The sequence below is a fragment of the Spirillospora sp. NPDC047418 genome, assembly GCF_040643275.1.
Classification (GTDB): domain Bacteria; phylum Actinomycetota; class Actinomycetes; order Streptosporangiales; family Streptosporangiaceae; genus Spirillospora.
This window is the reverse complement of the sequence record NZ_JBEYTW010000003.1, coordinates 112,643-126,427: the sequence shown is the minus strand read 5'-3', so window position 1 is coordinate 126,427 and position 13,785 is coordinate 112,643. Positions and strand designations below refer to the sequence as shown.

General features: G+C 73.4%; 14 protein-coding genes. 2 read left to right on the top strand and 12 right to left on the bottom strand.

Annotation, left to right across the window (positions count from 1 at the left end; translation table 11 throughout):
* Positions 1-40 precede the first annotated feature (40 nt).
* The 6 genes from ABZ806_RS02690 to ABZ806_RS02665 all read right to left on the bottom strand — a co-directional run bounded on the left by ABZ806_RS02690 (position 41) and on the right by ABZ806_RS02665 (position 6,538).
* On the bottom strand, positions 41-910 hold the full coding sequence (locus tag ABZ806_RS02690; RefSeq protein WP_500214883.1) for a potassium-transporting ATPase subunit C: 870 nt from the start codon (positions 908-910) through the stop codon (positions 41-43).
* A gap of 1 nt (position 911) precedes the next feature.
* Positions 912-2,981: a potassium-transporting ATPase subunit KdpB gene (kdpB, locus tag ABZ806_RS02685; RefSeq protein ID WP_500214966.1), complete on the bottom strand. Its 2,070-nt coding sequence runs from the start codon at positions 2,979-2,981 to the stop codon at positions 912-914.
* Between the two features lie 8 nt (positions 2,982-2,989).
* Positions 2,990-4,666, bottom strand: a complete 1,677-nt coding sequence (gene kdpA / locus ABZ806_RS02680; protein ID WP_500214882.1) for a potassium-transporting ATPase subunit KdpA — start codon at positions 4,664-4,666, stop codon at positions 2,990-2,992.
* A complete protein-coding gene (locus tag ABZ806_RS02675; RefSeq protein ID WP_375028929.1) occupies positions 4,667-4,756 on the bottom strand; it encodes a potassium-transporting ATPase subunit F in 90 nt (29 codons plus the stop codon).
* Between the two features lie 222 nt (positions 4,757-4,978).
* Positions 4,979-6,187: an RNA polymerase sigma factor gene (locus ABZ806_RS02670; RefSeq protein WP_500214881.1), complete on the bottom strand. Its 1,209-nt coding sequence runs from the start codon at positions 6,185-6,187 to the stop codon at positions 4,979-4,981.
* Between the two features lie 12 nt (positions 6,188-6,199).
* Positions 6,200-6,538, bottom strand: coding sequence for a YciI family protein (locus ABZ806_RS02665; RefSeq protein WP_500214880.1), 339 nt, complete (start codon positions 6,536-6,538; stop codon positions 6,200-6,202).
* 222 nt (positions 6,539-6,760) lie between these two features.
* On the opposite strand from ABZ806_RS02665, the gene ABZ806_RS02660 reads away from it, so the two are divergent.
* Positions 6,761-7,156 (top strand): YchJ family protein, encoded by a 396-nt coding sequence (locus tag ABZ806_RS02660; RefSeq protein ID WP_500214879.1) that lies wholly within the window; start codon positions 6,761-6,763, stop codon positions 7,154-7,156.
* On the opposite strand, the gene ABZ806_RS02655 is transcribed toward ABZ806_RS02660, so the two are convergent.
* Complete coding sequence (locus tag ABZ806_RS02655) at positions 7,134-8,309, bottom strand: MFS transporter (RefSeq protein ID WP_500214878.1); 1,176 nt, start codon at positions 8,307-8,309, stop codon at positions 7,134-7,136. The genes ABZ806_RS02660 and ABZ806_RS02655 overlap by 23 nt on opposite strands.
* 76 nt (positions 8,310-8,385) lie before the next feature.
* Between ABZ806_RS02655 and ABZ806_RS02650 the strand changes: the two genes are divergently transcribed.
* Entirely contained in the window at positions 8,386-9,555 is a 1,170-nt protein-coding gene (locus ABZ806_RS02650) for an ROK family protein (RefSeq protein ID WP_500214877.1), read from the top strand.
* Here ABZ806_RS02650 and ABZ806_RS02645 read toward each other — a convergent pair.
* The 5 genes from ABZ806_RS02645 to ABZ806_RS02625 all read right to left on the bottom strand — a co-directional run bounded on the left by ABZ806_RS02645 (position 9,552) and on the right by ABZ806_RS02625 (position 13,663).
* A complete protein-coding gene (locus tag ABZ806_RS02645; protein ID WP_500214876.1) occupies positions 9,552-9,959 on the bottom strand; it encodes a cupin domain-containing protein in 408 nt (135 codons plus the stop codon). The genes ABZ806_RS02650 and ABZ806_RS02645 overlap by 4 nt on opposite strands.
* Positions 9,960-10,781 (bottom strand): phosphoenolpyruvate hydrolase family protein, encoded by an 822-nt coding sequence (locus ABZ806_RS02640; protein ID WP_500214875.1) that lies wholly within the window; start codon positions 10,779-10,781, stop codon positions 9,960-9,962.
* Positions 10,778-11,983, bottom strand: a complete 1,206-nt coding sequence (locus ABZ806_RS02635; protein ID WP_500214874.1) for a Tm-1-like ATP-binding domain-containing protein — start codon at positions 11,981-11,983, stop codon at positions 10,778-10,780. Before ABZ806_RS02635 ends, ABZ806_RS02640 begins: the two co-directional genes overlap by 4 nt.
* A gap of 68 nt (positions 11,984-12,051) precedes the next feature.
* Positions 12,052-12,753, bottom strand: a complete 702-nt coding sequence (locus ABZ806_RS02630; RefSeq protein WP_500214873.1) for an ABC transporter ATP-binding protein — start codon at positions 12,751-12,753, stop codon at positions 12,052-12,054.
* Positions 12,746-13,663: an ABC transporter ATP-binding protein gene (locus tag ABZ806_RS02625; protein WP_500214872.1), complete on the bottom strand. Its 918-nt coding sequence runs from the start codon at positions 13,661-13,663 to the stop codon at positions 12,746-12,748. Before ABZ806_RS02625 ends, ABZ806_RS02630 begins: the two co-directional genes overlap by 8 nt.
* Positions 13,664-13,785: the final 122 nt, after the last annotated feature.

Here is a 13,785-nt window from a genome sequence, read left to right as displayed (position 1 = left end):
TGTTGTTATGAGAGCTCTCATAACAACAACACGCCGCAGGTCAACGGGCCAAGGAGTGGTCTAGGGCTAGGTTGAGCTTCAGTACGTTCACGGTCGGTTCGCCCATGAAGCCGAGGGCGCGGGTGGTCGTGTTCTGGTGGACGAGCCGCTCGACCTGTGCGGACGGGACGCCGCGCGCCGCGGCGACTCGCTTGACCTGGAGGTCGGCGTAGGCCGGGGAGATGTGCGGGTCCAGGCCGCTGCCGCTCGCGGTGACCGCGTCGGGCGGGACGGCAGGCGAGGCGGGCGCGTCTCCCCTGACGGGGACGATCAGCCCGGTCGAGTGGTCGTCTCCGGGGCGGGCCAGTTCGACCTTGACGCCCTTGTAGGACGCGATGAACGGCGCCTTCACCGCGCCCGCGGCCTCGTTCACGCTGACGACGCGGGTCGGGTGCGGGACCGTCCCGTCCGGGGCGCGGTGCCCGAAGACCGCCAGTACCGCGCCGACGCCGCCGGGCGTGCAGTACGGGCGGGCGCCGCTCACCCCGTTGAACTCGCCGACCGCCTTGCTGCGCTCGCAGACCTGGGTCAGCAGGCTCGCCCGGCCGTCGGGCAGCGTGTCGACGACGTCCTCCGGGCCGAGGTTGCTCGCCCCGGACGCGGCCGGGTCGTAGCCGCCGGCGGACGGGCGGCTCTGGAAGTACCGCCGCAGCGGTTCGCCGTCCTCGCCGGTGAACGACTGGCCGATCAGCGCGCTGCCGACCGTCCGGCCGTCCACCGTGATGAGCGAGCCGTCGGCGCGGTCGTGCAGGCCGGGCAGCCGGCCGACCGCGAACACGGCCAGCGGGTAGAGCACGCCGAGCAGTGCGGTCAGCACGAGCAGGGCCCGCACGGCGGCCAGATGCACTCGGATCCACGCGGGAAACCGCATGTCACGACACCCCCGGAAGGAACTGGACGAACAGGTCGATGATCTTGATGCCGGCGAACGGGGCGACGAGGCCGCCGAGCCCGTAGACGCCGAGGTTGCGGGACAGCAGCCGGGACGCGCCGCCGGGCCGGTAGGGCACCCCGCGCAGGGCGAGCGGGATCAGCGCGACGATGACCAGCGCGTTGAACACGACCGCGGACAGGATCGCCGACTGCGGGCTACCCAGCCGCATGACGTTCAGCGCGTCCAGCCCGGGATACAGGCCCGCGAACAGCGCCGGGATGATCGCGAAGTACTTGGCGATGTCGTTGGCGATCGAGAACGTGGTCAGCGCGCCCCGCGTGATGAGCAGCTGCTTGCCGATCTCCACGATCTCGATGAGCTTGGTCGGGTCGGAGTCGAGGTCGACCATGTTCCCGGCCTCCTTCGCCGCGGACGTGCCGGTGTTCATCGCGACCCCGACGTCGGCCTGCGCGAGGGCGGGCGCGTCGTTGGTGCCGTCCCCGGTCATCGCGACGAGCCGGCCGCCGTCCTGCTCGCGCCTGATCAGCGCGAGCTTGTCCTCGGGGCGGGCCTCGGCGAGGTAGTCGTCCACCCCGGCCTCGTCGGCGATCGCCTTCGCGGTCAGCGGGTTGTCGCCGGTGATCATCACGGTGCGGATGCCCATCCGGCGCATCTCGCCGAACCGCTCCCGCATGCCGTCCTTGACGACGTCCTTCAGGTGGACGACGCCGAGGACGCGCGCCGCACCGCCGGCCCGCTCCCCCACGACGAGTGGGGTGCCGCCGGACGCCGCGATGCCGTCCACGATCGCGGCCAGGTCGGACGGGACGGCGCCGCCCTGGTCGCGCACCCATGCGGCGACCGCGCCGGCGGCGCCCTTGCGCAGCGCTCGTTCCGGGTCGTCGAGGTCGACGCCGCTCATCCGGGTCTGCGCGCTGAACGGCACCCAGGTCGCGCGGGTCAGCTCGCCGGGGGTGCGTTCCCGCAGGCCGTAATGCCGCTTGGCGAACACGACGACCGAGCGTCCCTCCGGCGTCTCGTCCGCGAGGCTGGACAGCTGCGCCGCGTCGGCCAGCTCGTCCTCCCGCACTCCCGCGACCGGGAGGAACGCGGCCGCCTGCCGGTCGCCGAGGGTGATCGTGCCGGTCTTGTCGAGCAGGAGCGTGCCGACGTCGCCGGCGGCTTCGACCGCGCGGCCGCTCATCGCGAGGACGTTGCGCTGAACGAGCCGGTCCATGCCGGCGATGCCGATCGCCGACAGCAGCGCCCCGATCGTCGTCGGGATCAGGCAGACCAGCAGCGACACCAGCACGATGCCGGTCACGCCGTGCGCGCCGAGGGCGGGCCCGTCGGGGACGCCGGGGTTGGCGTCCTTCGCGAAGACCGCCATCGGCTGGAGGGTCGCGACCGCCAGCAGGAACACGATGGTCAGCGCGGCGAGCAGGATGTTGAGCGCGATCTCGTTGGGCGTCTTCTGCCGGCTCGCGCCCTCCACGAGCGCGATCATCCGGTCGACGAACGACCGGCCCGGCTCCTGGGTGATCTCGACGACGATCCGGTCGGACAGCACCCGCGTCCCGCCGGTCACCGCGGACCGGTCGCCGCCGGACTCGCGGATCACCGGGGCGGACTCGCCGGTGATCGCCGACTCGTCCACGCTCGCGATGCCCTCCACCACGTCGCCGTCGCCCGGGACGACCTCCCCCGCCTCGACCACGACGCGGTCGCCGCGGCGGAGTTCGGGCGCCGGGACCTTCTCCTCGGGGACGCCCGCACGGCCGGTCAGGCGGCGCGCGACGACATCGGTCCTGGCCTTGCGCAGCGAGTCGGCCTGCGCCTTGCCGCGTCCCTCCGCCACCGCCTCCGCCAGGTTCGCGAAGAGGACGGTCAGCCAGAGCCAGGCGACGATCAGCCAGCCGAACACGGTCGGGTCGAGGGCCGCGAGGACGGTCGTCCACGCCGCGCCGATCTCGACGATCACCATGACGGGGTTGCGCCACAGGGTGCGCGGGTCGAGTTTGCGGAACGCGGCCGGAAGCGAGCGGAGCAGCTGCCGGGGGTCCATCATCGGGGCGGTCACGAGCGGATCCCTTCGGCGAGCGGGCCGAGCGCGAGTGCGGGCAGGAAGGTCAGCGCGACGAGGACGACCGTGACGCCGACGACCATCCCGACGAACTGCGGGCGGTGCGTCGGGAGCGTCCCGGCCGACTCGGGGACGGTGCCCTGCCGCGCCAGCGACCCGGCCAGCGCGAGGACGAACACGATCGGCAGGAACCGGCCGAACGCCATGCACAGCCCGAGCGCCGTGTCGTAGAAGACGGTGTTCACGGTCAGGCCGGCGAACGCCGACCCGTTGTTGTTGGACGCCGAGGTGAACGCGTACAGGACCTCGCTGAACCCGTGCGGGCCGCCGTTGAGCATCCCGGCGCGTCCCTCCGGGACCGCGATCGCGACCGCCGTCCCGGTCAGCACGAGCATCGGGGTCGCGAGGAAGTACATCGCCGCGAACTTGATCTCGCGGGCGCCGATCTTCTTCCCGAGGTACTCGGGCGTCCGGCCGACCATCAGCCCGGCGACGAACACCGTGATGACGGCGAGGATCAGCATCCCGTACAGGCCGGAGCCGACGCCGCCGGGCGCGACCTCGCCCAGCATCATGTTGAGCATCGTCATCATGCCGCCGAGGCTCGTGTAGGAGTCGTGGAAGGAGTCGACGGCGCCGGTGGACGTCAGCGTGGTCACGCCCGCGAACGTCGCCGAGTTCGCGACGCCGAACCGCGTCTCCACGCCCTCCATCGCCGCGCCGGCGGCGGTCGGCACCGTCCCGTGGTGGGCGAGTTGGAACGCGTTGACCAGGGAGACGCTGACGAGCGCGATCGTGCCCATCGCCGCGAGGATCGCGTAGCCCTGCCGGTTCTGCCCGACGAGGCGGCCGAACGTCCGGCACAGCGCGATCGGGATCAGCAGGATGAGGAGGATCTCCAGCCAGTTCGTCCAGGCCGCCGCGTTCTCGAACGGGTGCGCGGAGTTGGCGTTGTAGAAGCCGCCGCCGTTGGTGCCGAGTTCCTTGATGACCTCCTGGCTCGCGACCGGGCCGCCGGGGATGTGCTGCGTCCCCCCGGTGAGCGTGCCGGTGAGCGTGCCGGCCGGGTGGCCGCCGCCGAAGTTCTGCACCAGCCCGCCGGCGATGAGCAGGACCGCGCCGGCGAAGGCGATGGGCAGCAGGATCCGCAGGCAGGTGCGGGTCAGGTCGACCCAGAAGTTGCCGAGGCGGTCGGTCTTCCTGCGCGCGAACCCGCGGATCAGCGCGACGGCGACGGACATGCCGACGGCCGCGGACACGAAGTTCTGTACGGCGAGCCCCGACATCTGCACCAGGTGGCCCATCGTCGACTCGCCGGAGTACGACTGCCAGTTGGTGTTGGTGACGAAGCTGACGGCGGTGTTCCATGCCTGGTCCGGCTTGACCGGGTCGAGGCCGAGGTTCAGCAGCAGATGGTTCTGCAGGCGCTGCAGGCCGTAGAGGAAGAGGACGCCGGCCGCCGAGAAGGCGAGGACGCTGCGGGCGTAGGCGCCCCAGGTCTGCTCCCCGTCCGGGTCGGCGCCCACGAGTTTGTAGACGGCGCGTTCGGCCCTGCCGTGCTCCGGACGGCGGTAAACGCGATACATGTAATCGCCGAGCGGCCGGTAGACCACGGCCAAGGCGAATACCAGGGACCCGATGAAAAGGATCCCCGCCAGGGTCGTACTCATTCAGAAACGCTCCGGGAACAACAGTGCCGCGACCAGGAAAAGGATCAGGACCGCCGCCAGCGCCAGCCCGACGGCGTTCTCCGCGGTCACAGCTTCTCCACGCCCTTCACCAGCAGGCCGAGCAGGGTGAACACCACCACTGTCAGCAGCACGAAAGCCAGGTCGTCCACGATCGGCGCCCCCATCGAATTCCCGGCGCTTTTCCGGCCGGACGAACCCGACGATATGGACGAATTGGCGGCACACCGCTGATCGCTACGCGTTATTGACACCCCCGTCACCGATCCTGACGCCGCCCTGACGCGGCGGGGTTCACGCCCAGGTGAGGCGGTCGGCGAGCAGGGCCTGCTGGGCCGGGTTGTCGGTGAGGGCCAGGGCTCGGCGGTCGGCCGCGTGGGCCTCGCGCCGGCGGCCGAGGTCGCGGAGGAGTTCGGCGCGGGTGGCGTGGTACAGGTGGTGGCCGTCCAGGTCCGGCGCGAGGGTGGCCAGTTCGTCCAGCGCGGCCTCCGGCCCCCGGACGTAGCGGAGCGCGATGGCGCGGTGGAGGCGGACGACCGGGGTCCGCGTCATGCCGAGCAGCATGTCGTAGAGGACGAGGATCTGCGTCCAGTCGGTGTCGTCCCAGGTGGGGGCCTCCGCGTGGCACGCGACGATCGCGGCCTGCAGCTGGTACGGGCCCGGCCGGCGCAGCGCGGCGGCGCGTTCGAGCAGCCGGACGGCGTCCTCGATCGCGCCGTGGTCCCACCGGGCGCGGTCCTGGTCGCGCAGCAGCACGAGGCCGCCGGCGGCGTCGAAGCGGGCGGCGGTGCGCGCCCGGTGCAGCCGGATGAGCGCCGCCAGGCCGAGCACCTCGGGCCGGCGCGGCATCAGCCAGGCGAGGCTCTCGGCGAGGAACCCCGCGTCGCCGGCCAGGTCGCGGGCGTGCGGGCGGTCGCCGCCGCTCGTCAGGTATCCCTCGTTGAACAGCAGGTACACGACGGCGAGGACCTGGTTCACGCGTTCGTGCAGTTCGTCGTCCGGCGGGATCCGGTACGGGATGCCCGCGTCGGTGATCTTCCGCTTGGCGCGGGTGATGCGCTGCGCGACCGTCGTCTCCGGGACGAGGAACGCGGCGGCGATCTGCCCGGTCGTCAGCCCGCACACCGTGCGCAGGGTCAGCGCGACCTGCGCCGGCACGGGCAGTGCCGGATGGCAGCAGGTGAAGATCAGCTTGAGCCGGTCGTCGGGCTCGCCGGGCACCGGCCACTGGAGCCGGGCCAGCTTCTCCCGGTAGTTGGCCCGGCGGCGCAGCAGGTCGATGCCGCGCCGGCGGGCGGTGGTGAGCAGCCAGGCGTCCGGATGGTCCGGGATACCCTCGGCGGGCCAGCGCTTCAGGGCGGTCTCGACGGCGTCCTGCATGACGTCCTCGGCGGCGGAGAAGTCGCCGAGCGTCCTGATCAGGGACGCCGTGAGCCGGCCCGCGTGCTCGCGCAGCACGCGGGTCAGCTCGGCGTGCACCCTGTCGCCGTGCGCGGGGTCCATGGGCCGGGCGCCTCAGTCGAGCGGGCGGATCTCGACCACCGGGCAGGCGGGCCAGGTGCGGGCGACCGCGAGGGCCTCGTCCAGGTCGGCGGCCTCCAGTTCGGCGTACCCGCTGACGACCTCCTTGCCCTCGACGAACGGGCCGTCGGTGAGCAGCGGCTCCGTCCCGTCCATGCGCAGGGTGGTGGCCGTGTGCGCGGGCTGCAGGTGCGCGTGGTGGGTGATCTGCGCGGCATGCCGGGAGAACCACTCCGCGACCTGCTCGTAGGCCGCCTGGCGCTCGCCGTCGCTCATCGCGGCCAGCTCCTTGGCGTACTCCTCGGTCTCGACGAACATCAGCACGTACTTCATGTCTCTTCCCCTCGGCTCGCGGGCAGCGGCGCGTACAGGCCGGCTGCTCTCACCCCCTAGACGAACGGCGGACGGCCCGATCCGACACGGGCCGGCACGTGCGGCGGGACGGGCGCGCCGTCGACGGCCCGTACCCCCGTGCCGATCTCGGAGACCCTCGCCGGCGGACACGGCGTTCATCGTCGCCGCGCGCATACCGCTCCGCAAGGCAGAATCCCTCCTGTGGCGAAGAAATGTCCGTGCGGTGTCGGCGCCCGGTACCGGGATTGCTGCGGACGGTTGCACCGGGGCGAGGCGGCGGCCGCGACGGCCGGGGAGCTGATGCGGTCGCGGTTCAGCGCGTTCGCCGTCGGGGACGAGGCGTATCTCCTGCGGACGTGGCATCCGGCGACCCGCCCCGAGCGGATCGGGTTCGAGGACGGCACGCGCTGGACGCGGCTCGAGATCGTCCGGGAGGAGAACGGCGGCCCGGCCGACGAGAAGGGCGTCGTGGAATTCCGCGCCCACTACCTGGCCGGCTCGGGTCCTGGGGAATTGCACGAGGTCAGCCGGTTCGTCCGGCAGGACGGCGCCTGGGTCTACGTGCGGGGCAGGATCATCGGCTCCGGGCCGTCCTGAGCCGCCGTCCGCACCGGGCGAGCAGGACCAGCAGCAGCGCCGGGGCGACGAAGACGGCGGCGCGCAGCGTGCTGAGGTCGGCGAGCGTCCCGAGCAGGAGCGGGGCGATGCCGATCGCCACCCCGGACGCGAGCGCGCAGCGTGCGGCGGCCCGGACCGGCTGCCCCGGCCACGCGGCGAGCGCCTGCCCGAGGATCACCGGGTAGAGCAGCGCCACGCCGAGCCCGGCGACCAGCAGGCCGGCGACGGCGAGCGGCGCGGGCGCCGTCCACAGGACCGCGAACCCGGCGACGCCGACGAGCGCGGCCAGGGCCAGCAGGCGGTCGGGGCGCCCGCCGCGCCGGACGACCGGCCCGGCGGCGGCGCGGCCGACGGCCATGCCCAGCACGAACGCGGCCGACAGCGTCGCGGCGGCTCCGGAGCCGAGCCCCTTCACGTCACCGAGGAAGTCGGCGGCCCAGAAGACCATGCAGAACTCCACGCCCACGGCGAGGACGAGATCGAGCCATCTGCGCCGGAACGCCGGCGGGGCGGCCGGGCGCGGCCCCGCGTCCGCCGGGACGGTCTCGCGGGGTCCCGCCGCGGCGGGGCGGGCGGCCAGGATGAGGACGGCGGCCACGGCCAGCGGCGGGACCGCGAACGCCGCGCGCCAGCCGAGGCCGTGCGCGAGCGAGGCGCCGATGAGGATCGGGGCGAGCACGGACGCCGCGCTGGAGACCGCGTTCGCCACCCCGATCTGGACCGTCCCGTCGCCCTCGCCCGCGGCGTCCGCGTGCGCGGCCCGCAGCGTCGCCGGGACGAGTTGCACGAGCCCCGCGCCGCCGAGCCCGAGGACCAGCGCGCCGAGGCCCGCGCCGAGGCGTCCGCCCCCGGCGGCCATGACGCAGGCGCCGGCCACGAGCGCGGCGAGGGCGGCGGGCAGCCCGAGGCGGCCGAGCCGGGCCGCCGCCCAGTGCCCGGCGAACCCGACGATCACCAGCCCGAGCGCGAACGCGGACGGGTAGAGGGCGACCTCGCCGCGCGGCAGCCCGCGCTCCTCGCGCAGCTCCGGCAGGATCGCGCCGAGCCCGGTCAGCAGATAGCCGAGGCACCCGAACATCGCGTACAGCCCGACCGTCCCGGACGCCCGCCGCAGCACACCCGCGTCGCTCATCGTGTCCCGCCCATCGCCGCCTCCGCGCTATTATCCTCGTTCAACGAGCTTAATCCCGACGCGCCAGGATGTCACCATGCAGCCGAAGACCGCGCACTCCGCTCGGGCGCTGCGCAGCCAGGGCGCGCTGGCGGTGCTCCGCTACGTCCACGCGCACCCGTCCGCGGCGCGCGCGGACGCGTCCCGCGCGCTGGGGCTGAGCAGCGGGTCCGCCACCGAGATCACCAGCCGCCTCAAGGCGTCCCGGCTCCTCGACGAGGACGCGCCGGCCCGCACCGGCGGGCGGGGCCGCCCGTCCCCCGCGCTCACCGCGCATCCGGACGGCCCGCTGGTCTGCGTGGTCGACATCAGCCACGAGGCATGGCGGGTCGCGGCCGTCGAACTGGGCGGCGGCGTCCTGGCGGAGTCCGACGGCCGCCACACCGGCTCGCCGGACGTCCTCGGTCCGCTGGCCGGGCAGGTCGCCGCGCTCCACGCCCGCTACGGGCGGCGGCTCCGCGCGGTGTCCGCGTGCGTCGCGGGGACGGTCAGCGGGACGGCAGTCGTCCAGGCGTCCGGGATGGGCTGGCGCGACGTCTCCCTGGAACCGCTCAAACCCGCCGAAATCCCGCTGCTGGTCGGCAACGACGCGTCGCTCGCCGGGCTGGCCGAGGCGCGGCGCGGGGCCGGGGCGGGCTCGCGGGTCGTCCTGCACCTGACCGTGGAGGTCGGCGTCGGCGGCATCCTCGTCGTGGACGGGCGTCCGGTGGACGGCGCGACGGGCGCGGGCGGCGAGTTCGGCCACATGCCGTTCGGCGACCCCGCCCGCGAGTGCCCGTGCGGCGCCCGCGGCTGCTGGGACCTGGAGGTCGACGGCCGGGCCATGTCCCGCGCCCTGCACCGTCCCGCGCCCCGCGACCCGCGCACGGCCGCCGAGGAGATCATCGCGGCGGCGGCGTCCGACCCGGCCGCCCGTGCCGCCGTCGCGGGCGCGGCGCACGCGCTGGGCCGGGGCATGGGCGCCCTCGTCAACGCGCTCGACCCCGACGCCGTGACGCTCTCCGGCCTGGCCCACCACCTCATCGAGACCGCGCCCGCGTCACTCGGCGAGGGCTACACGGCCGCGCTGATGCGCTACCGCCGCGCGGCCCCGCCGCCCGTCCTCCCGTCGACGCTCGGCCCGCGAGGCGCGCTGACGGGCGCCGCCGACGCCGCGTTCGACGTCCTCCTCACCGAAGAGGGCCTGGCCGCCTGGTCGCGAGACTAGGCCTGGCGCCACTCCGGTACGGCGCCGGGCTCGTGGAGGCGGAGATCGGGGGCGCCTTCGAGGGCCTTCTCCTCGCCGCCCGGCGTGTACGTCACGATGAGCCGGAGCGGACGCCACGTCGTGTTGTACGTCGAATGCCAGGCGCCCTTCGGGATGTGGACGGCGTCGCCCTCCCGGATCGGGAACGGCTCCCCGTCGTCCACCATCTGCGTCGCCTCACCGGAGATGACGTAGATGATCTCCTCGGCGTCCGGGTGGTTGTGCCGCGCGTGCCCCTTGCCCGGGTTGACGATGACCTCCCCGAGCGTGCTGCTCGCGCCTTCGACGCTCGACGGGGTGACGAACCACTTGATGGACCCCCAGTCGAAGGCCATCGTCGTGACGTCGGCGGGATTGACCAGCATTCACAACTCCAGGTTCTTGAAGGCGGCGACCTGCTCGGTGATGGCGCGCTCGGTCGGCAGCCGCTCGACCGACGAGGCGCCGAAGAAGCCGACGACGCCCTCCGTCCGCGACAGGACGTAGGCGGCGTCGTCCGGCTCGGCGATGGGGCCGCCGTGGCACAGCACGAGGACGTCGGGCCGCACGGCGACCGCCGCGTCCCGCATGGCCTGCACCCGCTCGACGGCCTCGTCCAGGGTCAACGCGGTGCCCGCGCCGATGCTGCCCTTCGTCGTCAGCCCCATATGCGGGACGAGGACGTCGGCGCCGGCCTCCGCCATCGCGCGCGCCTGGTCCTCGTCGAACACGTAGGGGGCGGTGACCAGGCCGCGCTGATGGGCGAGCCGCACCATCTCGACCTCCAGGTCGTAGCCCATGCCGGTCTCTTCGATGTTCTGCCGGAACACCCCGTCGTAGAGCCCCACCGTCGGGAAGTTCTGTACGCCCGCGAACCCCATGGCCTTCACCTGGTCGAGGAACACGGGCATCACCCGGAAGGGATCGGTGCCGCACACCCCGGCCAGGACGGGCGTGTCCCGCACGACCGGCAGCACCTCGGACGCCATCTCCACCACGATCTGGTTGGCGTCCCCGTAGGGCAGCAGCCCGGCCAGCGAGCCGCGGCCCGCCATCCGGTACCGGCCGGAGTTGTAGATGATGATCAGATCCACGCCGCCGGCCTCCGCGCACTTGGCGGACAGCCCCGTGCCGGCCCCGGCGCCGATGACCGGCTTGCCCTCGTCGACGGCGTTGCGCAGCCGGAACAGGACGGTGTCGCGGTTCACCTCGCCCCCTCCGAGATCATCCGGTGCAGCCGGTCGGCCATCGCGCGGCCGAACGCCGGATCGTTGATGTTCATGTCGAGCCTCTCCGTCTCCACGGCTCCGTCCAGGGCCGCGAAGCACGCCTCGTCCGCTTCCGCATCGTGGAACGGCATGCCCGGCGCGTCCAGCGCCGACACCCCGCCGAGCGGCAGGAACAGCACGGTCGGCCCGGTCGCGGCCCGCAGCTTCCCGGCGATCCGCAGGCCCAGCTCGGCCATCTCCTCCCGCGTCGTCCGCATCAGCGTCACGGTCGGGTTGTGGACGTACAGGTCGCGTCCCTCGAACCGCTCGGGCACCGTGTCGAGCGGCCCGAAGTTGACCATGTCCAGCGCCCCGGGCGCCACGACCTGCGGGACTCCGAGACGTCCCGCCGCGGTGAGCCGCTCGGGCCCGGCCGACAGGACACCGCCGACCAGATCGTCCGCCAGCTCGGTCGTCGTCAGATCGAGCACCCCGGCCAGCAGACCGCTCTCCACGAGCCCCTCCAGCGCCCGCCCGCCGGCGCCGGTCGCGTGGAAGACGAGCACCTCGTAGCCCAGTTCGTCCAGCCGCTCCCGCGCCGCGTCCACCGCCGGAGTCGTGACGCCGAACATGGACGCCCCGACCAGCGGCCGCTCATCGACCGCGGGCGCCGACCGGGCCGCCTCGTAAGCCTTCGCCATGCCGACGGCCGCACCAGCCGCGTTCCCGAGGATGAGCCGCGACACCCGGTTGACGCCCGCGATGTCGACGACGCTGTACATGAGGGTCACGTCCTTGGCGCCCACGTAAGGCGAGACGTCCCCGGACGCCATCGTCGACACGATGACCTTCGGCAACCCGATGGGCAGGTCCCGGACGGCCCGAGCCGCGATGGAAGACCCGCCGCTGCCCCCGACCGCGAGAACGGCGTCGACCCGTTCCAGCCCCGCCAGCACGACCGCCGCGCCCTCGCCCATGGCGGTGACGGCGGCCCCCCGATCCCCCGCGTCCCGCAGTGCGCTCAGTGAAGCGCCCCCGGCCCGCGCGACATCCTCGGCGGGCACATCGGCCTCGGCCTCGGACGCCCCGACCCCGACGTCCACGAGCACGACCTCGCACCCGAGTTCCCGCACCCGCTCCCGAAGCCAGACGTACTCCGCACCCTTGGTATCGAGCGTCCCCACCAGAACCACAGTCGCCATGAACGATCATTTCCCACCCCGCCCACCCCCCAACCTCTGGCCAGGCCGGCGCGGGCGGAGGCGACCGCCTAGCCCGCTACCTGGGTCGCCGGGGACTCGGTTATCACGCCGTCTTCCAGGTGGAGGACTCGGTCGGCCTCTGCCAGGAGGGCCTGGTCGTGGGTGGCCACCAAAACCGTTACGCCTTCGCTCGCCACGACCGCGCGGAGCAGGGGCATGATCGCGGCGGCGGTTTCGGAGTCGAGCTGGCCGGTGGGTTCGTCGGCCAGCAGGAGCCTCGGGCGGTTGGCCAGGGCGCGGGCGATGGCCACGCGCTGGCGCTGGCCGCCGGAGAGTTCGTAGGGGCGCTGGGCCGCGTGGTCCGCGAGGCCGACCAGGCCCAGCAGGACGCGGACGCGTTCGTCGCGTTCGGCCGGGTTCGTGCGGACCAGGCGCAGCGGGACCTCGACGTTCTCGGCGGCGGAGAGCACCGGGATCAGGCCGTGCGACTGGAAGACGTAGCCGATGAGGTCGCGGCGCAGGGCCAGCAGGTCGTCCTCGGGGAGGGTGCCGACCTCGCGGCCGTCCACGCGGACGGCGCCGCCGTCGGGGGAGTCCAGGCCGCCGATCAGGTTCAGCAGGGTCGTCTTGCCGGAGCCCGAGCGGCCCTTGATGGCGACCAGTTCGCCCGCGGCGACGCTGAACGACGCGCCGCGCAGCGCCGGGACCTCGATGGCGCCGGTGCGGTAGGTGCGGGTCAGGTTCTCCGCGGCCACCATCGGGTCAGTCATCGGATTCCTCCCGGTCGGGCCAGACGCCGACGTGGTCGCTCTCCAGGGCGAGGCGGACGCGGTCGCGCATGTCGAGGGTGCCGGTGAACGCGGCGGGCAGCTGGACGCGGCCGGCCCGGTCGAGGACGGCGTACTCCTCGGTGGTGCCGCCGCCCCGGCGGACCTCGACGCTGGTCCGGCCGTCCCGGATGCCGACGGTGCGGTCGACGCGCTCGGACACCTGCGCGTCGTGGGTGACGACGACGGTGGTGGTGCCGAGTTCCTCGTTGACGCGGCGGAGCGCCTCGAAGACCCCGGCGGCCGTGGCGGTGTCGAGTTCGCCGGTCGGTTCGTCGGCCAGGACGACGTGGGGCTCGTTGGCGACGGCCACGGCGATCGCGATGCGCTGCTGCTGCCCGCCGGACAGCTCGGCGGGGCGCCGGTTCGCGCAGTCGCCGACGTCCAGCATGCCGAGGAGCTCGGCGGCGCGGGTGGCGCGCTCGCGCCGGGACCGGCCCGCGAACCGCATCGGCAGCTCGACGTTCTGCGCGGCGGTCAGGTACGGCAGGAGGTTGCGGGACGTCTGCTGCCACACGAACCCGACCTGCTCGCGGCGGAAGCGGAGCCGCTGCTTGGACGTCATGGTGAGCAGGTCGGAGCCGGCGACACGGGCGACGCCTGCGGTGGGGACGTCCAGGCCGGACAGGATGTTGAGCAGCGTCGACTTCCCGGAGCCGGACGCGCCCACGATCGCGATCAGCTCGCCGGGGTCGACGAGCAGGTCGAGACCCTGCAGGGCGACGACCTCGATGCCGTCGGTCTTGTAGATGCGGACGAGGTTGTCGCAGACGATGTGGGCGCCCTCGCCGTAGACGGGCCCGCGTTCTGCGGCGCGGCGCTCCAGTTCGGCGAGGTCGGGTGCGTTGGTCATCGAGAACTCCTGAGTGTGGAGACCCCGGGCTTTAGCCCCTGGAAGGAAACACGCCCCCGCACAATGCCGCGCTGTTCCTCGAACATGCGGGCGAACGTTACAGGCCGGGCCCTAGGCTGTGA